Source organism: Streptomyces sp. CB02980, assembly GCF_014451325.2.
GTDB lineage: Bacteria > Actinomycetota > Actinomycetes > Streptomycetales > Streptomycetaceae > Streptomyces.
In genome coordinates this window covers 1-22,100 of the sequence record NZ_JACSCH020000037.1, presented here as the reverse complement: position 1 = coordinate 22,100, position 22,100 = coordinate 1, and the positions used below count along the sequence as shown (strand labels likewise).

The following is a 22,100-nucleotide window of genomic DNA, read 5'->3' as shown; positions in this document are numbered from 1 at the left end:
CTCATGCCGAAGACGGCGATGAGCACACCGATGGTGAGGAAGATCTTCTGCCAGAAGGCATTCATCTTCTTCAGGATCCCGGCGTTGACCACGGCGTTGTCGAAGGACACCGAGATCTCGAGGATGGACAGGATCGCCACGATCCCGAAGGCCGCCCATCCTCCGTATAACACCGCCGCGACGAGGCCGAGCGCGGTCACCGCGAACGACCAGCCGAACGTCTTCAGAAGCACTGGCTACCCAATCGTTTTGTGCGGGGCTCCCCCCGCGAGCCGTACCTGGCTTTACCAAACACTGACCGAAGTCTAGAGCGAAACCTCGGAGTCCTGACGCATACCGGCCAACACGGCATCAGTACCGGGCAGTTGAAGACATCCGTGGCGCGGGGAGCCTCCTCGGGGCCTCTCGGCCGCCACTCCCGCCCGAGCGGGATGACGGAAGAATCAACGTGTGGTACACAGGCATAATGTCTTCCCAACTCCCCTTACGCTTCGGCGTCAACATGTTCGTCCCCGGTTCGCTGCACGAGTGGCGCGCGAAGTGCCGCAGAGCGGAGGAACTCGGATTCGACGTGGTCGGAGTGGCCGACCATCTCGGATTCCCCGCGCCGTTCCCGGCAATTGTGCTCGCAGCCGAAGCCACCGAACGAATACGGCTGACCACGTTCGTGTTGAACACGCCGTTCTACAACCCCGCTCTTCTCGCGCGTGATGTGGCGAGCACCGACCAGTTCATCGACGGGCGTCTGGAGCTCGGGCTCGGCGCGGGCTATGTGAAGGCCGAGTTCGACACCGCGGAGATTCCGTTCCCCAGCGGTGGGAAGCGAGTCGAACAGCTGGAACGGACGGTCACCACGCTGCGTGGTCTGTTCGACGACGCCGCATACCAGCCGCGTCCGGCCCAACCGTCCGGCCCGCCCCTGCTGATCGCGGGCTGGGGCGACCGGCTGCTGCGCGTGGCCGCCACGCACGCCGACATCATCGCCTTCCCCGGCGGCTGGGCCAACGCCACCGGTGACGCGCTTCATCTGGCCGGAAGCGCACAGATGGAAGAACGCATCACCTACGTGCGCGGCCTGCTCGGTGACCGCGCCGACTCCGTGGAGCTCAATCTCCTGGTGCAGCAGGTCAATCCACCCTCCGAAGGCGCCTCGGTGCCCGACAGGTTCGCGCCGGTGCCGCCCGATGCCGAGCACAGCCCCGACGAGGTGCCCAGCGTCCTGGTCGGAACCCCCTCGGACATGGCGCAGCAGATCAAGGAACGTCGCGAACGCTACGGCTTCACGTACTTCACGATCATGGAATACAACATGGAGAATTTCGCGCCGGTCATCGCCGCGCTGCGCTGAACCGCGCACTCCGCCACCTTGCCGCCGACCACGGGGGCTGTGATCGAAAGGGGACACCCGCGATGGACACCCGCTTCGCATCGGCTCAGGAACAAGACGTGGAGCAGCCGGCGTGAATCCCGCACTCGCCGCCCGGGGCAGCTCCACGACCCTTGTGCTGCTACGCCACGGTGAGACGGCGTTGACACCGGAGAAGCGGATATCCGGCAGCGGCGGCTCGGATCCGGCGTTGTCGGAGACCGGGCTGCGGCAGGCCGAGGCCGCCGCGAGGGTACTCCTCACACGCGGCCCGGTGCAGGCGGTGGTCTCGTCACCGCTGCGCCGGGCCCGGCAGACGGCCGAGGCGGCGGCTCGTCGTCTGGGCCTGGAGGTCCATGTCGACGAAGGGCTCACCGAAGCGGATTTCGGCGCCTGGGAGGGACTTACGTTCGCCGAGGCGCGCGAGCGCCATCCGGACGAGATGGCGGCGTGGATCGCCTCTCCGAAGGCGGTGCCGGGCGGAACCGGGGAGACGTTCGCCTCGGTCGCACGCCGGGCCGCGGTCTCGCGGGACCGGATCCTGGCACAGTACGAGGGGCAGACGACGCTCGTCGTCTCCCACGTCGGGGTGTTGCGGACGCTGCTTCGGCTGGCGCTGGGCGCACCACCGGCGACGCTGTTCCGGATGGAGCTGTCGGCCGCCTCGCTGTCGACCGTGTCCTACTCCCGGGACGGGGCCGCGTCGGTACGACTGCTCAACGACACCTCGCATCTGACGGGCCATCGGTGACCTGGACGGCCGATGGGGCGGTGCTCGGCACCGCCCCATCGGCTGTCCGCTGTCGGCTGTCGGCCGTCAGCGTCGTATCGTCTTGGTCCGCATGAGGAACTCGGCGAGGTAGCCGTCGTGCGGCAGTCCGTGCGCCATCCAGGGTGTCGGATGGTCACCGACGTAGACGTTGGCGATGGTCGGCTCGGCCACCAGTTCGTCGATCAGGTCCGCGTCGGTGGTGACGGCGGTGAGGACGAGGGTGTCACGCAGCGGCCGGACGCCGGCTTCGCGGTCCCACGGTGCGACCCACGCGCAGGGGAAGCCCAGCTCCATCCCGAGCTGTTCGGCGAACGGGCTGTCGAGCTGGTGCACCGCCGGCCGGAGCACCGCCGAACCGTCGCCGAGATCGTCGACGATCCCGTCACCGCCGAGCCACGCCTTGGTGCCCGCCGCCCGGTGCCGTAGATACCCGTCCCACCGACGGGCGAGACCGACGGGCTGCACGGGCAGGACCGCTCGTTCGTCCGTCGCGGGCAGGCTGGGCAGAGCGGCGAGGCGTTCGGCGATCGCCGCGGCCACGGGAGAGGGGTCGCCCTCGACGAGGACTCCGGTGGCGTTGACGCAACCGACTCCCCCGCCACTGCTGATCGACTCCACGATGGTGTCGACGATCGGTTCCCAGTCGGTCTCGGCGGTGATGAGCACCTTGGAGCGGCCGGGACCCTGCGGCAGAACGCGTCGGTCGCCCGCGTACTTGGCCACGACGTCCGCACCGCCGTACACCATTCCCAGGTCGGCGTGCCGGAGGATGTCGCCGGCCACGTTGTGGTCGGTGGGCAGCAGCACGACGCCCTCGTCGCCGAAACCGGCCTCCCGCAGGGCAGTGATCAGCCGATGCGGGGTGAAGGGCTCACGACGGGAGGGACGCACGGCGACGCGATAGCCCAGCGCGAGGGCGTCGAACCAGCCCTGGTGCACCGCCGGGTGATTGCCCGCCGCGTGGACGGCGAACACCTCGCCGCGCCGGGTCCACACCGCCGCGCCGTCCCGGGCCCGCGGATCGCGCCACGAGTCGACCGCGCCGGCCGGCCGCGCGTTCTCCACACTGTCGCGGATCCGCTCGGCGCCCTGTGCGATCTCGTCGGTGGCCTGGCGCACCACCGTGATCGGCATCCCGGTGACCGTGCTGACGGTGTGCTGGTACTCCTGCGGTGTGAGTCCCGCGATCGTCTGCGTCGCGAAAGCCCGGCCCGCCCGTGCGAAGGCCTCGATCCGTGCGTCGAAGGGCAGCGCCGGCGCGCGGCGCAGGGCCTTCATCGCTCGGGTGACGTAGAGCGAGGGGGCGAGGCTCAGTGTCGCGACCTGGTTTCCGGAGAAGTCTCCGAGGGTCTCCCGGCGCCGGGACCGATAGGGGCCGCCGGGACCGAGAACGTCCAGGGCCAGCATCAGTACACGCCCTCGACCACGGCCGTGTCGCCGAAGGACGCCACCGGTGCGACGTCCGCGACGGCATCGCCGAAGCCGCCGTCCACCGGCGCGATCCGCGTCGCGTAGTCCCGCTCGATGTTGTTGACCAGCAGGGCGCTTCGGCTCATGTGGTGCACGACGATCTGCCCGCGCTCCCCGTACGGAACGACCTGGCCGGTGGCCGGGTCGATCACCCGGAACGTGGTGTACGGCGCGAAGGAGTCGAACACGCAGGGCTCGTCGTCACTGAGGCCGGGTCGCTCCACCGAGGTCCCGAGCATCATCGTGCCGCCGTACCCGCCGACCAGCTTGACGCCTCCGAACACCTCGTCGCGCAGCAGATCCCGGGTGTCTGCGTCCAGATGCGTGCCGCCCCAGATGATCGCGCGTACCTTGCGGTTCACCAGTTCGACCAGATCGTCGTGCTGGGAAAGGCGCTCAAGGAGCGGCGGGGTGGCGAAGAGGACGCCCACGTCCTGGCCGACCAGAATGTGGCCGACCTGTTCGATGAGGTGATCGGTGTAGGCGTCGGCGACGTCCGTCCGGCCTTCCGAGATCAGCTTCTTCACCCAGCGCGGGTCCAGATCGATGCTGAAGTTCAGCCCACCACGGAGCATCGCGGTGTCGACCGCCATCGCTCCGACATTGTGCGGCCCGGTGGGGACGGCGCTGAGCCAGTCGACGTTCCGGGGCACCCCGTGGGAGTCCAGCCGCTCACTGAACCACTCGACGCTGCGCCGATGCCACTCGGCGCTGTACGGGACGGCCTTGGGCCGTCCTGTGGTGCCGCCGCTCTCGTACACGGCCGCCTCGTGCTTGTCGCCGTAGCCACGGGGAATCAGCTCACGTACGCCGATGTCGCGCAGCTCGTCCACCACGTTGGGGAACAGGCTGAGATCGTCGAAGTCCCGGACATCGGTCAGGGGATCGAAGTCGAGGCCCTCGGCTCGTTTCAGCCAGAACGGCGACCCGGTCTCCGGGCTGAAGTGCCACCGCATCATCTCCCGGACGAACTCTCCGCCCGTGTGCTCGACCATGGATTTCCTCTCGAGATAGTTGAACAGAACCCCGGCGACCCTGTGTCGGTTCGGTCGCGGGTCTCGCCGAACGGCGCCTCGCGCAGGGCCGCGGCGCCGGATCACCCGGCGCCGCGGCGAAGTCCTGCGCTTGTCCACGGCCGCACGGTGGGCGACGGCCGTGGCTGCCCCCTTACCCGGTCCGGGCCGAACCACTGAGGTGGCGGGCGGTGGAGAGACCCGCCGTGTCGATCCAGGATTCCTTTTCGAGCACGAGGTCTCGGACGATCTCTCCGGCGGCGGGTGCCTGGCACAGGCCCTGACCGGAGAAGCCGGCCGCGTAGAAGAACCGGCGGGAGGGATCGCGGCCGATGAAGGCCATCCCGTCCGGACTGACGTCGAGGTTCCCGCTCCACCCGCTCTCGACGGAGCGGCCGGCGAGGCTCGGGAAGGTCGTGCCCAGGTGGTGCGACACCCTTCGCAGCCAGTCCTCTCGGGTCTCGTCCGGAGCGGGGCGGCCCATTCCCACCAGAATGCGGTCCCCCCAGCTGCGAATCCGCAGGCTGGACGGGTGCATGGTCATCGGCAGAGCTTTGTGCGATGCACCGCCGGGGGCGTCGGTCAGGAGCATTTCGACGGGGTACGTGGTCACCGGGACGGTCACGTCGGCCAGGGCGGCGACCGTTCCCGCCCAGGGACCCGCCGCGCAGACGACGGTGTCGGCGCGGATGCTTCCCGCGGGTGTGTGGACCAGCCCGTCCGGGTCGATGCCGGTGACGGGTGTGTCCGTGTGCAGGACGGCGCCGGCCTGCTGTGCCGCTGTGGCGTAACCACGCACGATCGCGGCGGGGTCGCAGGTGTAGGCCTCGGGCGACCAGGCTGCCGCCAGAATGGTTCGCTCGTCGACCAGTGGGTTGAGCCGTGCCGCTTCAGCAGCGGTCACCAGTTCGACATCCACGCCGGCTGCCCGCTGGGCGGCCTGGGTCTGTCGGAAGTCCCGCACCTGTTCCTCGTCGGAGAAGAGCACGAGGAGACCGATACGCTCCAGGCCGAGGTCGGTTCCGGTCCGTTCGGTGAGGGCCTGGTAGGCCGCCAGGCTCCGGACGGCGAGGCTGCTGATGAGCGCGTTGCCGGGAAAGTAGGTACGCACCACGCCGGCGGTGGTCCCGGACGATCCCGATCCGAGCGCGCCACGCTCCAGCAGGACGGTGCCGACGCCCGACTCGGCGAGCCGGTACGCGATCGAGGTGCCGATGACACCGCCGCCGATGACGACGGCGTCCGCGCGTTCGGGGAGTCGGCTCACGGCTGGAGGACCGGTTCCGCGGGGCGCAGCTGACGCAGGTGGTCACCGGCCTCCCACGGGTACAGGTGCAGGTTCCAACCACCCAGGCAGTTGATGTAGAGGGCCAGCTGACCCACCACGCTCAGGAAGTCCTCGCGGTCGAGCTGGTCGAGGCAGCTCAGGAAGCGCTGGGTGAAGCTCCACAGCTGCTCCAGGCCGCAGTAGCCCAGGAACTCGGCCGGAACACCGACAAGCAGGCGCGTCATGTGACGCAGCGAGTCCATCGGCATGCCCTGGACCGCGCCGCGGACCAGACCACCGTAGGTGGCGTACCCCAGCGGGCGGGTCTCACCGTTGACGAACAGCAGCGTGGGCAGCACCGTCTCGAAGCTTCCGGCCCCGGAACGGATCAACCCCGCGTGGATGTCGGCGAGTTCCTTCGGTTCGGAAAGCCAGGCCTTCTCGGTCGCGGCGTGCACGTCGTCGATGAGACGGCTCGCGTCGGGGTCCGCGGCGACCAGTTTCGGAATGCGATGGCCGCCTTCGGTTCCCGCCCTTCGGACCTCCACCAGGATCGGCTTCTTCGTCGAATAGACCGAATCCCAGATCGCCTTTCCGGCCTCGAGGAGCGCCGGAATGTCATCCTGCCGGATCCGGCCCACCGGGGTGGCCGGCATCGGTTCGGTCAGCGTTCCGTACTTGATGCCCAAATGCTGGAGACCGGAGCAGAATACGGTCCCGTTGGGTGCCTCGCGTCGATCTGCTATCCGAGTGTCCGCGGTCAGATGCAGCAGCGAGGGAATCGGTGCCGCGTGATAGAGGTGCTCGCCCGCCACGAGCGCGTGTCCCTGCAGACTCTGATAGGGCAAAGAATCCCAGAGCGCGTCGGCGAGTTCGGCGTTTCGGCCGTCGAGTTCCGCGGTCACCGTGATGCCCAGGTCGGGCCAGGCAATCTCGATTTGCCGACCGGAAATCGTTTCAGTCAAGGCTTTTCCTTCGTTCGGTTGACCTGTATGAAAACTCCCTGCCATCGCGTTTCAACGTACCGGCGATCAAGTGCGGACCCACCCCTGATCAACCCCCTATCGTGGCGGAGCTCCTACCCCAGCGCGCCGCGTCGGGACGGGCTCTGACCAGGCATGGAGCAGCGAGCCCCCGACCGCCCCGCCATACCCTTTCTTTACCGTCTCTTGGGAATCCTTGTACTCTTGGCAGCTCTCGCCACGGGAAGGGATTCCAGGTTGAACGTCTCAACGACCATGTGGGTGCTCACAGTTGTCGGACTGTGCGTGCTCATCGCGGCCGACTTCTTGATCGGCGGCCGTAAGCCGCACGAGGTATCGATCAAGGAAGCGGGTATCTGGACGACCGTCTGGATCGTTCTCGCCGCCCTCTTCGGTGCGGGACTGCTGATCTGGGGCGACGGACAGGCCGCCGGTGAGTTCTTCGCGGGCTACGTCACCGAGAAGTCGCTCAGCGTCGACAATCTGTTCGTGTTCGTCCTGATCATGGCGAAGTTCGCGGTCCCGCCGGTCTACCAACAGCGTGTGCTGATGGTCGGCGTGCTGATCGCGCTGGTCCTGCGCGCCGTGTTCATCGCCGCGGGCGCCGCCGCGATCAACTCGTTCGCCTGGGTCTTCTTCCTCTTCGGCGCCTTCCTCGTCTGGACCGCCTGGAAGCTCATCCAGGAGGCGCGGGCCGGCGAGGAGGACGAGGACTGGGAGGAGGGCCGCCTGATGAAGGCCATCGAGCGGCGCCTGCCCTCCACCGAAACGTGGCACGGCACGAAGATGTTCGTCCGAGAGAACGGCAGGCGGCTGGCCACCCCGATGCTGATCGTGATGCTGGCGATCGGCATCACGGACGTCCTCTTCGCGGTGGACTCGATCCCCGCGATCTTCGGCCTGACCCAGGACCCGTACATCGTCTTCACCGCCAACGCCTTCGCGCTGATGGGTCTGCGGCAGCTGTACTTCCTCATCGTCGGCCTGCTGAAGAAGCTGGTCCACCTGTCGTACGGCCTGTCGGTCATCCTCGCCTTCATCGGTGTGAAGCTGGTCCTGCACGGCATCCACGAGACGACGAGCCTGAACGTCCCGGAGGTCTCGCTGCCGGTCTCGCTGGGCGTCATCTTCGGCGTCCTGATCATCACGACGATCACCAGCCTCATCGCGACGAGGAAGGCGTCGGAGGAGGAGCCGAAGGCAGCGGCGGAGAAGGCCGGGAGCGAGAACGCCGACGTGCAGGGCTGAGCCCGTTCCCGGGGATAGGGGGGTCCCCTATCTTCGCCGTACGTCCTCCACAAGGGCGCGTGCGGCCGCCTAGCATCGCGGCGTGACGCAGTCGGCTCAACGGCACGGGCACATGTGCCCGACCGGGGCACGGGCGTGGGGTGTGGCCGCCGCTTCGCAGTGACTCGTGGGGGCCGCACAACATCCGGGAGCATGCATGGTTGCACGAATCGTGGTGGCGGGCGGGGGCATAGCAGGGCTGAGCGCCGCGCTGCTGCTCGCCCGCCAGGGGTACGCGGTGGACCTGGTGGAGCGGGACGGTCCGCCGCCGAAGGACCTCGGCGACGTTCAGGAGTGGCAGCGGCCGGGTGCGCCGCAGGTCCGCCACCCGCACATGTTCCTCGGCCTGTTCCGGCACCTGCTGCACACCCGGTTGCCGGACGTGCACGCGGATCTGCTCGCGCACGGGGTCGACGAGGTGGACATGACCGCGCCGCCCGGGGTCGAGGCCCCGGCCGACGCGACCGAGCTGGCGAGCTTCGGCTCACGCCGGGCCACCGTCGAGTGGGTGCTGCACCGCGCCCTGCGGGGGCAGTCCGGTGTCCGGGTCCACCACGGCCTCTCCGTCCGTGAGGTCGTGGTGGACCGGGGACGCGTCCGGGGTGTGCGGGTGGACGGCTCGGTGATCGACGCGGACGCGGTGGTGGATGCCACAGGGCGTCGCTCGCCGCTGGTCGGCACGTTCACCAAGGAGGTGGAGGAGAGCCCCTGCGGCAACGTCTACCACAGCCGTTTCTACCGACTCCTCGACGGCGTACCGAAGCCGCCGACGTTCCTGGTTCCCGTGGTCTTCGCGGGCGGAGCGGGCTTCGGAGGCGGACTCTACGCACACGACAACCGTACGTTCGCGGTGGTGTTCGCCCGGCTCCCGGAGGACGAGACACTCGGGCGGCTGCGCGACACCGGCACGTTCGAGGCCGCCGCGAACGCGGTGGCCCAGTTCGAGCCGTGGCTCCGGCCGGGCAGCGCCGAGCCGATCGGCGATGTCGTACCGATGGCCGGACTCACCAACACCTGGCGCGAGTTGACGCCCGACACCCCGTCCGGCTATCTGCCGATCGGGGACGTGCTGTGCACGACCGATCCCATCCTGGGCCGTGGCGCCTCCTTCGCCCTGGCCGGCGCGGCCGAACTCAGCGATCTGATGGGCCGTCACAGTGACGACCTGGAGGCGGTGAGCGCGGGACTGCGGGCCCACGTCCAGCGCACGGTCCGACCCTGGTACGAGGACGGGGTCCACGACGACGTGGAGCGCACCCGGAGCTGGCGCGCGACGGTGGACGGTCGTCCGGAGCCGCCCGCCGGCCTTCCGCCGGCCGTTCTCACCGCCCTGGCCGGTACGCAGGACCACCAGCTGTGGGAACGTGCGCAGCTGCGCGCCAATCTGATGGCTTCCCCGGACAGCCTGGACACCCCCGAGATACGGGAGCGACTGGACGCCGTACTGGCCACCGGCTGGGAGCCTCCGGTGCTCTCCCCCGGCCCGACCTACACGGAGCTGACGGACGCGCTGGCCGCGCACGACGGCTGAACGCACTCGATGCCACAGGGCCCCGGCGTGTGCCGGGGCCCTGTGGCGTTTCTTACGCGGGGCCGCCCCGCCCGGACTCGACCGGACGGGGCGGCCCCGCCTCGACTCAACCGGCCTTCGGTCGCGGGATGTCCCGCAGCCAGTCGTCGACGGCCCGGGCGGTCGTGGCGGCGCCGGACTGCATCATGGAGAAGTGGTCGCCGGGAACCTCCCGCGTGGTGTTCGGCAGCGGCCAGCTCAGGCGCCACCCGTCGCCCTGGACCGTGTCGGTCACCGGTTCGCCCGCGCGGACGAACAGGGTCGGGGTGTGCACAGGTTCGGGCCTCCAGTCGCCGAACAGCCGCAGATAGGCGCCCATCGCGGTGAGCCGGGCGCTGTCGAGCCGCCCGACCGTGGCCTCGTGGTCGAACATCATGTCGCTCAGCGCGTCCTGTACCAGGGTGAAGGCGGAACTGCCCGGCAGGTAGGTGTCGATCAGTACGGTGCCCACCGGCGGCTCGCCCCGGGCCTCGAGCCGGCTCGTCACCGCGTGCGCCAGCCAGCCACCGGCCGAGTGGCCGACGAGGGCGAACGTGCGGCCCTCGGCGCACCGCAGCGCGAGGTCGGCGTGCAGATCGACGATGACGTCCACATCGGCCGGCACCGGCTCGTCCGCCGTGAACCCGGGCACCGGCACGAACCACGCCTCACGTCGCCGCTGGAGGGCCGTGCCGAAGCGGGCGTACTGGTAGACGCTGGACAGCGCGGTGATCGTGGACAGGCAGACCAGCACGGGTTCGTCGGCGCCGGAGGCCAGGCGGACCGGCCGGGGCGGAGCGGCCAGCGCCGCCGGGTCGGTGAACTGCTCCCGGAGCAGGGACGCCGCGGCGAGCAGGTCCATCGCCACGTGTCCCTTCCGCTGCCGGCAGGCCGCCCGGTACAACGCCTCGATGCTGTCCGGCGCGGCACTCTCCACCAGGCCGCTCCGGGTTTCCTCCGCCGGGGCGGGGCTCGGCCCGGCCGCCAGTTCGCCGTCCAGGTACGCCGCGAGCGCCAGCGGGGTCGCGTGGTCGAAGACCAGGGTCGCGGGCAGCCGCAGCTCGGTCGAGGACTGCACCCGGTTGCGCAGCTCGACGGCGGTGAGCGAGTCGAAGCCGAGCTCGGTGAACGCCCCGTCGGACGGGACCTGGTCGGCGTCGGCGTGGCCGAGCACCGCGGCCGCGGCCGAGCGGACCAGGCGCAGCAGTACCTGCCGGCGCTCCTGCGGTGTCCGACCCGCGAGTTCCCGCCGTACGGTCGCCTCCGGCTCCCGCTCCGCCGCACCGTTCGGCGCCGTCCGGGCGGGCACCCCCACCAGGCTGCGGAGGAGCGGCGGAATCGTCGCGTCGGCACCCCGGGCGCGCAGGGTCGCCAGGTCCACCCGCGCGCCGAGTACCGTCGCCTCACCCGTCGCCTCACCGATCGCCAGCGCGGCGTCGAGCAGCGCCAGTCCGCCCTCGGTGTCCAGCGGGGCCAGACCCGCGCGCGTCATCCGGCGCAGGTCCGCATCGGACAGATGGGCGGTCATCCCCGTGCGCTGACCCCACAGGCCCCACGCGATGGAGAGCGCGGGCAGTCCGGCGGCGCGACGGTGCCGGGCCAGGCCGTCCAACAGGGCGTTCGCCGCCGCATAGTTGCCCTGCCCGGGGCTGCCCAGGACGGCGGCCGCCGAGGAGAACAGGACGAAGGCCGCCAGTGGGCGCTCGCGGGTCAGTTCGTGCAGGTGGATCGCCCCGTCGGCCTTCGACCGCAGCACTCGGTCCAGTTGTTCCGGCGTCATCGAGGTGAGAACGGCGTCGTCCAGGACCCCGGCCGCGTGGATCACGGCGCCCAGTGGCCGCTCCGCCGGGATGCCGTCCAGTACGGCGCGCAGCGCGTCCCGGTCGGCGCTGTCGCACGCCGCGAGGGTGGCCTCGCAGCCCAGGGCGGCGAGCTCGGCGCGCAGTTCGGGGGCACCTGCTGCCGTCTCGCCGCTGCGGCTGACCAGCAGCAGGTGCTTCACGCCGTGTTCGGCGGCGAGGTGCCGGGCCACGTGGGCGCCGAGGGTTCCGGTGCCGCCCGTGACGAGAACCGTTCCGGTGAGCGGGGTGGGTGCCCCGGCCGGTGCGGGCAGGCGGACGAGCGAGGGTTCGAGGACGGCTCCTGCCCGTACCACGAGGTGGGGCGCGCCGCTCGCGACGGCCTCGACGACCGCCTGCGGAAGGACGTCACCGTCCAGGTCGAGCAGACCGAAGCGGCCGGGGTGCTCGGCCTGCGCCGAGCGGACGAGTCCCCCTGCGCCGGCGGCGACCGGATCGAGGACGTCCGCGCCCCGGGTGGTCACCACCAGACGGGTGTCCGACCAGCGCGTCTCGCCCAACCAACCCTGAAGAAGGGCGAGTTGCCGCCCGATCCGCGCATGTGCGTCGCCCGCGACATCCGCGTGTCCGGGCCGTACCGGCTCCGGAGCCAGCAGTACGACGCCGGGGGTGGGAGCTCCGGAGGCTGTGGCGTTCAGCAGGGCGGGCAGGTCGGCGTACGCCGTGGCGTCGGCTCCGCCGGCGGCCAGCAGCGTACGCAGTTCCTCGGCCTCGGTGCCCACGACGGCCCAGGTACCGGCCTCGGGCGAGGTGTGTCCCCGCAGGCCGGGCGTCTCCCGCCAGTTCAGCCGGAACAGTCCGCCTCCGGAGAGCCGCAGCCCCCGGGTCGAGACCGGCCGGAACTCCAGCGAGCGGGCGGACAGGACCGGGGTGCCGGTCTCGTCCGTGGCCGTGACGGAGACACCGCCGTTCGCGGTCGGCGCCAGCCGCACCCGCAGCGCGCTCGCGCCGACCCGGTGCAGGTGCAGCCCCGTCCACGCGAAGGGCAGCCGGATGCCTGTGGCGGCATCGCCACCGCTGTCGGGTTCCTTTCCGTCGGCTCCGGTCGCGGCCAGTCCGACCGCCTGGAGGCCCGCGTCGAGCAGGGCCGGATGCAGACCGAACCGGCCCGCCTCCTGCGCGAGTCGGTCCGGCAGGCGCACCTCGGCGAAGATCTCGTCGCCGAGGCGCCAGACCGCGCGGACTCCCCGGAACGCGGGCCCGTAGCCGTACCCGAGCTCGGCCAGCCGGTCATAGCCGTCGGTGATGTCGACGGCGGTCGCGCCGGCGGGCGGCCAGGCCACCGTGGGCTCCGCTTCGGTGGCCGCAGGGGCGGTGGGGGTGGTGAGGGCGGTGGCAGTGGCAGTGAGCGTGCCGGTCGCGTGGCAGGTCCAGCCGGAGTCGTCCGTACCGTTGCCCGCGACGCCGCCCGCGCCGTCGCCCGTGCGGGAGTGGACGCGGAACTCGCGCCGTCCCGTGTCGTCGGACGGACCGACCCTGACCTGGATCCGCGGTTCCTCGCCCTCGGGGAGGACCAGCGGCGCCTGGAGCGTGAGCTCCTCCACGACGGGATGACCGCAGCGTTCACCGGCTCGGAGCGCGAGGTCCACGAAGGCGGTCCCGGGCAGCAGCGCGACGCCGGAGACCTGGTGGTCCGTCAGCCAGGGCAGTGCCGGGGTGCGGACCGTGCCGGTGAGCACCAGTTCGTCGGTGTCGGCGAGCGCGATCTCCGCGCCGAGCAGCGGATGGTCCGCCGGTTCCACCCCCGCCGCCGCGACGTCCCCCGTCCCGGGGAGCGCGGCGTGGACCCAGTACCGCTGCCGCTGGAAGGCGTACGTCGGCAGCTCCACCGGCCGCGGCCGGTGGCCGGTGAAGGCGGGCCGCCAGTCCACCCGTACACCTCGGACGTGTGCCTCGCCGAGCGAGGTGAGGAAGCGGTCGAGGCCGCCCTCGTCGCGGCGGAGCGTGCCCACCGCGAACGCGTCGGTGCCGGCCTGTTCGGCGGTGTCGAGCAGCCCGGCGGTGAGGACCGGGTGCGGGCTCATCTCGGCGAAGGCGCGGTGCCCCCGGCCGAGCAGGCTGCCGACGGCCGCGTCCAGCCGGACGGTGTGGCGCAGGTTCCGGTACCAGTAGTCGGCGTCCAGGGTGGAGGTGTCGACGGACTCGCCTGTGACCGTCGAGAGGAACGGCACGGTGGCCGCTCGTGGCGACAGGCCGTCAAGCGCGGCGAGCAGCGGCATCCGCAGCTCCTCCACGTACCGCGAGTGCGAGGCGTACCGGACCGGGACGCGCCGCACGCGTATCCCCTCGGCGGCGCACTCCTTCTCCATCAGGTCCAGACCCGGGAGCGGGCCTGACACGACGACCGAGCGCGGTCCGTTGACGGCGGCGACCTCCAGCTCGCCGCCCCATCGGGCCAGTCGGTCCGCCACCCAGGAGACGGGCGCGGCGACCGAGGTCATGCCGCCGCTGTCCTGGAGGCCGGCCAGCATCCGGCTGCGCAGTGCGACGACGCGGGCGGCGTCGTCCAGGGACAGGGCCCCCGCCACGTACGCGGCGGCGATCTCGCCCTGGCTGTGGCCGACCACGGCGGCCGGCCGGACGCCGTGCCCCTGCCACAGGTCGGCCAGCGACACCATCATCGCGAAGAGTGCGGGCTGCACGACGTCCACCCGGTCCAGCGGGGGCGCACCCGCGCTGCCCCGGAGCACGTCGGGCAGCGACCAGTCCAGGTGCGGTGCCAGAGCCGCGGCACACGCCTCGACGCTGTCGCGGAACACCCGCGAGGTGTCGAGGAGCCGCGCGGCCATGCCGTCCCACTGCGAGCCCTGGCCCGGGAAGACGAACACCGGGCGCTCACCCGCGTCGGCCCGGCCGCGGACCGCGTACGAGGACTGCTCCCCCGCGGCCACCGCGTCCAGGCCCGCGAGCAGCTCGTCGAGCCCGGCGCCGCGGACGGCCGCGCGGTGCGCGAAGGACGAGCGCGTGGTCGCCAGCGCGTGGCCGACGTCCACCGGATCGGGGCCGGGTGCGGCACGCAGTCGACGCCGCAGCCGGTCGGCCTGCTCGCGCAGCCCTGCTTCGGACTTCGCGGAGAGCAGCCACGGCGGTATGACGGACGCCCCGCGGTCGTCGGTCGCCGGCTCACCGATGTCCCGGGTCCCGGTCTCGGGGGCCTCCTCCAGGATGACGTGGGCGTTGGTGCCGCTCATCCCGAACGACGAGACGCCGGCCCGGCGGGGGCGCTCGGAGCGCTTCCAGGGCAGCGGTGCGGTGAGCAGCCGCAGCGTGCCCTCGGTCCAGTCGACGTGCTCGGACGGTTCGTCGGCGTGCAGGGTGCGGGGCAGTGACTCCCGGTCGAGGGCCATCACCATCTTGATCACGCCAGCCACTCCGGCGGCGGCCTGGGTGTGGCCGATGTTGGACTTCAGCGAGCCGAGCCACAGCGGGAGGCCGGCGGGGCGCTCCTGGCCGTAGGCGGCCTGGAGCGCCTGCGCCTCGATCGGGTCGCCGAGCGTGGTGCCGGTGCCGTGTGCCTCGACGGCGTCGACGTCCGCCGCGCCGAGTCCGGCGTTGCGCAGCGCCTGTCGTATGACCCGTTGCTGCGCGGGGCCGTTCGGAGCGGTGAGCCCGTTGCTGGCGCCGTCCTGGTTGATCGCGGAGCCGCGGATCACGGCGAGCACCCGGTGCCCGTTGCGCCGGGCGTCGGAGAGCCGTTCAAGCAGCAGCATGCCGACGCCCTCGGCCATGCCCATGCCGTCGGCGTGGGCGGAGAACGCCTTGCTGCGCCCGTCCGCGGCGAGGCCGCGCTGCCGGGCGAAGGTGAGCAGCGAGCCGGGGGTCGTCATCACCGTGACGCCGCCGCTCAGTGCCATCGAGCACTCGCCCTGCCGCAGCGCCTGCGCGGCCCAGTGCATGGCCACCAGGGAGGACGAGCAGGCGGTGTCGACCGAGACGGCCGGGCCCTCGAGACCGAGGGTGTAGGCGACCCGGCCGGAGGCCACGCTCGCCGCGTTGCCGGTGCCGAGGTAGCCCTCCAGGCCGTCGTCGCCGGACATCAGCAGGGACGCGTAGTCCTGTCCGTTGGTGCCGACGAAGACACCGGTGTCGCTGCCGCGCATGTCCTCCGCGGCGATGCCGGCCTGTTCGAACGCCTCCCAGGAGGTTTCGAGGAGCAGCCGTTGCTGGGGATCCATGGCGGTCGCCTCACGGGGGCTGATCTCGAAGAATCCCGCGTCGAACCCGGCCACGTCGTGCAGGAATCCGCCGTTGCGCGCGTACACCGTCCCGGCCCGGTCCGGGTCCTCGTCGTAGAGGGCGGACACGTCCCAGCCCCGGTCGTCGGGGAAGGGTGCGACGGCGTCGACGCCCCCGGCGACCAGCTGCCACAGGTCCTCGGGGGAGGCGACGCGGCCGGGGAACCGGCAGCTCATCCCCACGATGGCGATGGGTTCGTCGGCGGCCGCCGGGCGTGGGGGCGTGCCGGCCGCCGCGCCGTCGGCCTCCGTCGGGCCGGGCGTCAGCTCCCGGCGCAGCAGGCGGGCCACCGCCGTCGCGTTGGGGTGGTCGAAGATCAGCGTGGCGGGGAGCCGTACGCCGGTCGCCGCCGACAGTCGGTTGCGCAGCTCGACCGCGGTCACGGAGTCCATGCCGAGCTCGCGGAAGGCCTTGCTCTCGCCGATGTCGTCCGGCCCGGCGTAGCCCAGCACGGCGGCGGTGGTGGCTCGGACCTCCGTCAGGACGATCCGGTCGTGCTCGGCCGGTGTGGCGGCGGCCAGGGCCCGCGCCAGCTTGGAGGTGTGCGCGGCGTCCGGGTTCCGGCCGGCGTCGGCCTCGGCCTCCGCCTCCAGGACGCGACGCGCCTCCGGGAGGTCGCCGATGAGCGGCCGGGGCCCGGCGGCGGTGAACGTGGGGACGAAACGCTCCCAGTGCACGCGGGCCAGGACGACGGCCGGTTCTGGCAGGGCCAGCAGGCCGGGCAGCTCCGCCAGGGCCGCGGCGGAGTCGGTGACCGGCACCCCCTGTCCGCGCAGCAGGCCGGCCAGTTCGGGCTCGGCCTCCCAGGGGCTGACGGCGACGGAGGTGACCGGGCGACCGGCCGCGCGTTCGCGTGCGGCCAGGGCGTCGAGGTGGGCGCCGGCGGCGGCGAACGCACCGTGCGCACCTCCGCCCCAGACGCCCGCGACCGAGGAGAGCAGGACCAGTCGGGCGTCCGGATGGTCGGTGCGCAGCACCTCGGCCAGCGCTTCGGCGCCCGCGCAGCGCTCCGTCATCACGCGGGTGGCGTGTGCGGGGTCGCTCTGCAGGACCGGGGCCAGCTCGATGGCGCCCGCGGCGTGCACCACGGCGGCCAACGGCGCCTCCCCCGTGGCCTCGTGCAGCAGAACGCGGAGCGCCTCGGGGTCGGTGATGTCGCACGTGACGGCGACGGTCGGGGTACCCGCCTCGGTCAGCTCGGCGCACAGCTCCGCCGTGTCGGTGCCGACAAGGACCAGGCGGTCGGCGCCCCGGGAGGCCACCCAGCGGGCCACATGGCGGCCGGGCCCCTCGGTGCCGCCGGTGACCACCACCGTTCCTGCCTTCGGCCACGCCGGTCGCGGGTCGCCCGGCTCGTCGGTCACGGGCAGCAGCCGACGGCCGTAGGCGCCGTCGGCGCGGACGGCGACCTGGTCCTCAGCGCCGTCGTGCGCGAGCCGGGCCGCCGCCCGGGCCACCACGTCGGCGGCGGCGCCGTCGGGCAGGTCGATCAGGCCGCCCCAGCGGTCCGGGTGCTCAAGGGCGAAGCAGCGGCTCCATCCCCACAGCTCGGCCTGCGCGCAGTCCGCGACGACGTCGCCGCCGCCCACGCCGACCGCGCCCGAGGTCAGTTGCCACAGACGGGCCCGCCGGGGCGCGGCCGCCACGGCCCGCAGGAGGCCCACCGCGGCCTCCCCGCCCAGCAACGAGACCACCCCGATCGGGTGCTCTTCCGGTGGAGGGAATTCGCCCAACAACCTTGTCAGTGCGGTCGGTTCGGCCGTTCCGCACGGCACGGTGACTTCACGCGCCGAGCCGCCTTCGGCCGCCAGCGCCGCGACGAGCACGGCGGCCTCGGCCGCGCGATCCCCGTCCTCCTCGTGGACCAGCAGCCATTCGGTGTGGCGGGGCGGCCCGGCACGCTCCGGTTCCGGCAGCGGCTTCCAGCCGATCCGGTACCGGCCGACGGCGGTCTGCCGCGCGCTCGCCGGAGGAGTGAGCCAGTAGTGCTGCCGCCGGAAGGCGTACGTGGGCAACGCCACCGGCTCCGCGGCGGGCAGCAGCTCCCGCCACGCCACCGGCAGTCCCGCCGCCCAGGCGGCGCCCATGCTCCGCAACAGCTGGACGGCATCGGGCTGTTCACGGCGCAGCGTGTGCAGCACCCGCCCGTCGGTGACCGTCTGCTCCATCGCCAACGACAGCACCGGATGCGGACCGATCTCCACATACGTCCGGGATCCCGATTCCTCCAACCGCCGCACCACATCGGCGAACAGCACCGGCTCGCGCAGATTCCGGTACCAGTAGCCGGCGTCCAGTCCTCCCACGGGTACCGGCTCACCGGTCACCGTCGACACGAACTCCGGCCCCGAACCCCCCAGATCGACGACCCCGGCCAGCTCCGCGCGCAGCCGCCCTTCGACCGCTTCCACCTGCGCGTGGTGGGACGCGTAGTCCACCTCGATCCGCCGGGCGCGTATCCCCTGCTCACCCAACTGAGCGCACAGCGCCGTGACTTCATCCTGCGGACCGCTCACCACGATCTGTCCCGGCGCGTTCACCGCCGCCACGGTGACACCCGACGGCAGATGCGCCGCCGCCTCCGCCGCGTCCAGCGCGACCGAGGCCATCGCCCCGCGACCTGCCAACTCCCGCAAAGCCTGCGAGCGGAGCGCGACCACCCGGGCGCCGTCCTCCACACTCAGCCGGCCCGCGACCACCGCAGCCGCGATCTCGCCCTGCGAATGACCCACGACGGCGTCGGGTTCCACCCCCGCCGCACGCCAGACCTCAGCAAGGGACACCATCACCGCCCACAACGCCGGCTGGACCACATCCACCCGGTCCAGCCAGTCCCGCTCCTCCCCCGACAGAACCGCCCGCAGCGACCAGTCGACGAACGGGTCCAAGGCTTGCTCGCACGCGGCGACCGCCGCCGCGAAGACGGCGTCGCGCTCCAGCAACTCCCTCCCCATGTGCGCCCATTGGCCACCCTGACCGGGGAAGACGAAGACCGCGCCGGAGTCGGTGCTCGCCGGCAGCGGCTGCCCGTCGGCGGCCAGCGCGTCCAGTCCCGTAAGGAGTTCGTCCACATCCGACCCCACGACCACGGCCCGCTGCTCCAGGGCGGCCCGGCCGGCCAGCCCCGACGCGACGCCCGCGAGCCATGTGAGATCGGTCGTACCCGCTGCCCGCCGCTCCCGTACGAAGTCGGCGAGCCGGGCGGCCTGGCCGCGCAGTCCCTCGTCCCCGCGCCCCGACAGCACCCACGGCACCGGACCCGACGCCTCCACCGGCGCGGCGGCCTTCGGTTCGACGGCGGGCGGCTCCTCGAGGATCACGTGGGCGTTGGTGCCGCTGACCCCGAACGAGGACACCCCCGCCCGGCGCGGATGCCCGTCGCCCGGCCACGGCACCGCCTCGGTCAGGAGGCGTACCTCGCCTGCCGACCAGTCCACGTGCGGCGACGGCGCGTCCACGTGCAGCGTCGCCGGAAGCTTCCCGTGCCGCATGGCCATCACCATCTTGATGACCCCGGCCACACCCGCGGCCGCCTGCGTGTGCCCGATGTTCGACTTCACCGAGCCCAGCCACAACGGCTTTTCGTCCGCACGGCCTTGGCCGTACGTGTCAAGGAGGGCCTGTGCCTCGATGGGGTCGCCGAGTGTGGTGCCGGTTCCGTGCGCCTCCACCACGTCCACCTGTGCGGCGGCGACCCGGGCGTTGCGCAGCGCCTGCCGGATGACCCGTTGCTGCGACGGGCCGTTCGGTGCCGTCAGGCCGTTGGAGGCGCCGTCCTGGTTCACCGCGGAGCCCCGCAGCACGCCGAGCACCCGGTGACCGCTCGCGAGGGCGTCGGACAACCGCTCCAGGAGGAGCAGCCCGACGCCTTCGCCCCAGCCGGTGCCGTCCGCCGCCGCCGCGAACGGCTTGCACAGCCCGTCCGGCGACAGACCGCGCTGCCTGCTGAACTCCACGAAGGTGCCCGGACTTGACATGACGGTGGCACCGCCGGCCACCGCGAGATCGCTCTCGCCGGACCGCAGTGCCTGCGCGGCCAGGTGCATGGCGACCAGCGACGACGAGCACGCCGTGTCGATCGTGACCGCCGGGCCCTCCAGGCCGAGGGTGTACGCGATCCGCCCGGAGGCGACGGCCGCCGCGCTGCCCGTCAGCAGGTACCCCTCCACCCCCGAGGGGGCCTCGGTCAGGGTGATCCCGTAGCCGGAGGTGGAGGTGCCGATGTACGTGCCGACCGGCCTGCCGGCCACCGAGGTCGGGTCGATGCCCGCGGCCTCGAACACCTCCCAGGACAGTTCCAGCAGCAGCCGCTGCTGCGGGTCCATCGCGAGCGCCTCGCGCGGGCTGATGCCGAAGAACTCCGCGTCGAAGCCGCCCGCGTCGGCGAGGAACCCACCCGCGCGGGCGTACGAGGTGCCGGTCCGCTCGGGGTCCGGGTCGTAGAGGCCGTCCACGTCCCAGCCGCGGTCGCGGGGGAACGGGGTGATCGCGTCCCGTTCCCCCGCGACCAGCTCCCACAGCCCTTCGGGGGACTCCACCCCGCCGGGGAACCGGCAGCTCATCCCGATGATCGCGATCGGCTCGGAGTCGGCGGACCGGGCCTCCTCCAGCCGCCTACGGGTCTGCCGCAGGTCGGCCGTGACCTTGTTCAGGTAGTCCCGCAGCTTCTGGTTGTCTGACATCCGGACCTCACTCCTCACGTACAGCGGGCGGGCAGGCGACAGCGCACGTCACTGCCTGCCGAGTTCTTCGTCGATCAGGGCGAACATCTCGTCGTCGGTCGCGGCGGCCAGATCGTCGTCACCCTCCTCGGTGACCGGCCGCCCTCCGTCCGCCCCGTCCCGCCAGGTCCAGAGGATCTCCTCCAGGCGGGCGGTGATCTCGTCGCGCAGGTCACCGGAGTCCGGGGCCTGCGTCAGCGCGGCCTCCAGACGGGCGAGATCGGCGATGATCGGGGGCTCCTGCGTGCCGTCGTCCGGCCGGAGCGTCTCCCACAGGTGGTCGGCGAGCGCCGCGGGCGTGGGGAAGTCGAAGACCACCGTGGCGCGCAGGGTCACCCCCGTCGCGGCGCCGAGCCGGTTGCGCACCTCGACACCGGTGAGCGAGTCGAGACCCAGCTCCTTGAACGGCTTCCGGGCACCGATGGCATCCGTGGACTCGTGCCCGAGGGCGGCCGCGGACTGCTCACGCACCAGGGTCAGCAGCATCCGCCGCTGCTCCTCCGCCGACAGCTCGCGGAGCCTTTCGGCCAGCGGTACGGACGGTGCGCCGGCCCCGCCGCCGTGCGAGGTGCGGGCCGGGCGGGCGGGCCCGCCCAGCTGGGCAAGGAGCGGATGGGTGTGCCGGTGCCCCGGTGCGAGCAGCACCGGTACGGCGTGCGCGCGTCCGCAGCGCTCCCGCGCCCCGTCCAGCAGCCGCAGGCCGTGCTCATCGCCGAGCGGCACCATCCCGGACCGGGCCACCCGGGCCAGGTCGGCATCGGTGAGGTGACCGCTGATGGCGCTGCGCCGCGCCCACAGCCCCCACGACAGGGACTGTGCCGCGAGGCCCCGCGCCCTGCGGTGCTCGGCCAGAGCGTCCAGGAAGGTGTTCGCCGCCGCGTAGTTGGCCTGGCCCGGGGACCCGAGCACTCCGGAGGCGGACGAGAACAGGGTGAACATCGCCAGGTCCGCGTCACGGGTCAGCTCGTGCAGATGCCAGGCCGCGTCGGCCTTGGCGGCCATGACCCGCTCGACCCGGCCGGGCGTCAGGGCGCCGAGGACCCCGTCGTCGGCGATGCCCGCCGCGTGGACGACGCCGGTGAGCGGGTGCTCCGTACCGACCTGCGCGAGGACGTCCACGGTCACTTCGCGGCGCGCCAGATCGGCGGCGACGATACGGACATCGGCACCGGACTGCCGCAGTCGTTCGGCGAGTTCATCAGCCCCGGGTGCCTGCGGACCGCGCCTGCCGACGAGCAGGAGGTGCCGTACGCCGTGCGTGGTGACCAGGTGCTCGGCGACCAGCGCGCCCAGCGTCCCGGTGCCGCCGGTGATCAGGACGGTGCCGTTCGGATCGAGCGGCGCGGGAATGTCGAGAACGACCTTGCCGGTGTGCCGGGCCGACCGCACGTGCCCGAACGCGGCCGGGGCCCTTCGTACGTCCCACGAGGTCAGCGGCAGGAGCCGCAGGGCGCCGTCCCGGAACATCGTGAGCAGCTCCGTCAGCATCGCGCCGATCCGGGCGGGCTCCGGTTCGGAGAGGTCGAAGGTGCGGTACCGGACTCCGGACGGCAGCGAGGCCGCCTCCCGGACATCGG

General features: G+C 72.2%; 10 protein-coding genes and 1 pseudogene. 4 read left to right on the top strand and 7 right to left on the bottom strand.

Annotated elements, in window-relative coordinates; genetic code table 11:
* Nucleotides 1-233, bottom strand: a 233-nt coding sequence (locus tag E0F75_RS39140) for a DUF475 domain-containing protein (RefSeq protein WP_229315811.1), incomplete at its 3' end; no start/stop codon positions are given.
* 233 nt (nt 234-466) lie between these two features.
* Here E0F75_RS39140 and E0F75_RS39135 point away from each other — a divergent pair.
* Entirely contained in the window at nt 467-1,348 is an 882-nt protein-coding gene (locus E0F75_RS39135; protein ID WP_229315810.1) for an LLM class F420-dependent oxidoreductase, read from the top strand.
* 85 nt (nt 1,349-1,433) lie between these two features.
* Nucleotides 1,434-2,117 (top strand): annotated as a pseudogene (locus E0F75_RS39130) (histidine phosphatase family protein); the annotation flags it as partial.
* Nucleotides 2,118-2,183: 66 nt separating this feature from the next.
* Here the strand turns inward: E0F75_RS39130 and E0F75_RS39125 are convergent.
* The 4 genes from E0F75_RS39125 to E0F75_RS39110 all read right to left on the bottom strand — a co-directional run bounded on the left by E0F75_RS39125 (nt 2,184) and on the right by E0F75_RS39110 (nt 6,853).
* Nucleotides 2,184-3,545: an aldehyde dehydrogenase family protein gene (locus tag E0F75_RS39125; RefSeq protein ID WP_229315809.1), complete on the bottom strand. Its 1,362-nt coding sequence runs from the start codon at nt 3,543-3,545 to the stop codon at nt 2,184-2,186.
* On the bottom strand, nt 3,545-4,603 hold the full coding sequence (locus E0F75_RS39120) for an AMP-binding protein (protein ID WP_229315808.1): 1,059 nt from the start codon (nt 4,601-4,603) through the stop codon (nt 3,545-3,547). Before E0F75_RS39120 ends, E0F75_RS39125 begins: the two co-directional genes overlap by 1 nt.
* 172 nt (nt 4,604-4,775) lie before the next feature.
* The gene (locus E0F75_RS39115) at nt 4,776-5,888 is read right to left on the bottom strand and encodes an FAD-binding oxidoreductase (RefSeq protein WP_229315807.1); all 1,113 of its coding nucleotides are present in this window, start codon (nt 5,886-5,888) and stop codon (nt 4,776-4,778) included.
* Entirely contained in the window at nt 5,885-6,853 is a 969-nt protein-coding gene (locus E0F75_RS39110) for a hypothetical protein (protein ID WP_229315806.1), read from the bottom strand. The genes E0F75_RS39115 and E0F75_RS39110 overlap by 4 nt, the downstream gene beginning before the upstream one ends.
* A 273-nt stretch (nt 6,854-7,126) precedes the next feature.
* Between E0F75_RS39110 and E0F75_RS39105 the strand changes: the two genes are divergently transcribed.
* Both E0F75_RS39105 and E0F75_RS39100 read left to right on the top strand, forming a co-directional pair.
* Nucleotides 7,127-8,119, top strand: coding sequence for a TerC family protein (locus E0F75_RS39105; RefSeq protein WP_374115519.1), 993 nt, complete (start codon nt 7,127-7,129; stop codon nt 8,117-8,119).
* A gap of 196 nt (nt 8,120-8,315) precedes the next feature.
* Nucleotides 8,316-9,689 carry an NAD(P)/FAD-dependent oxidoreductase gene (locus E0F75_RS39100; protein ID WP_229315804.1) on the top strand — a complete coding sequence of 458 codons (1,374 nt, stop codon included), beginning with the start codon at nt 8,316-8,318 and terminating at the stop codon, nt 9,687-9,689.
* 106 nt (nt 9,690-9,795) lie between these two features.
* On the opposite strand, the gene E0F75_RS39095 is transcribed toward E0F75_RS39100, so the two are convergent.
* Both E0F75_RS39095 and E0F75_RS39090 read right to left on the bottom strand, forming a co-directional pair.
* On the bottom strand, nt 9,796-20,484 hold the full coding sequence (locus tag E0F75_RS39095) for a type I polyketide synthase (protein WP_229315803.1): 10,689 nt from the start codon (nt 20,482-20,484) through the stop codon (nt 9,796-9,798).
* 48 nt (nt 20,485-20,532) lie between these two features.
* Nucleotides 20,533-22,100: SDR family NAD(P)-dependent oxidoreductase (locus E0F75_RS39090; protein WP_229315802.1), on the bottom strand; the 1,568-nt coding region annotated here is incomplete at its 5' end.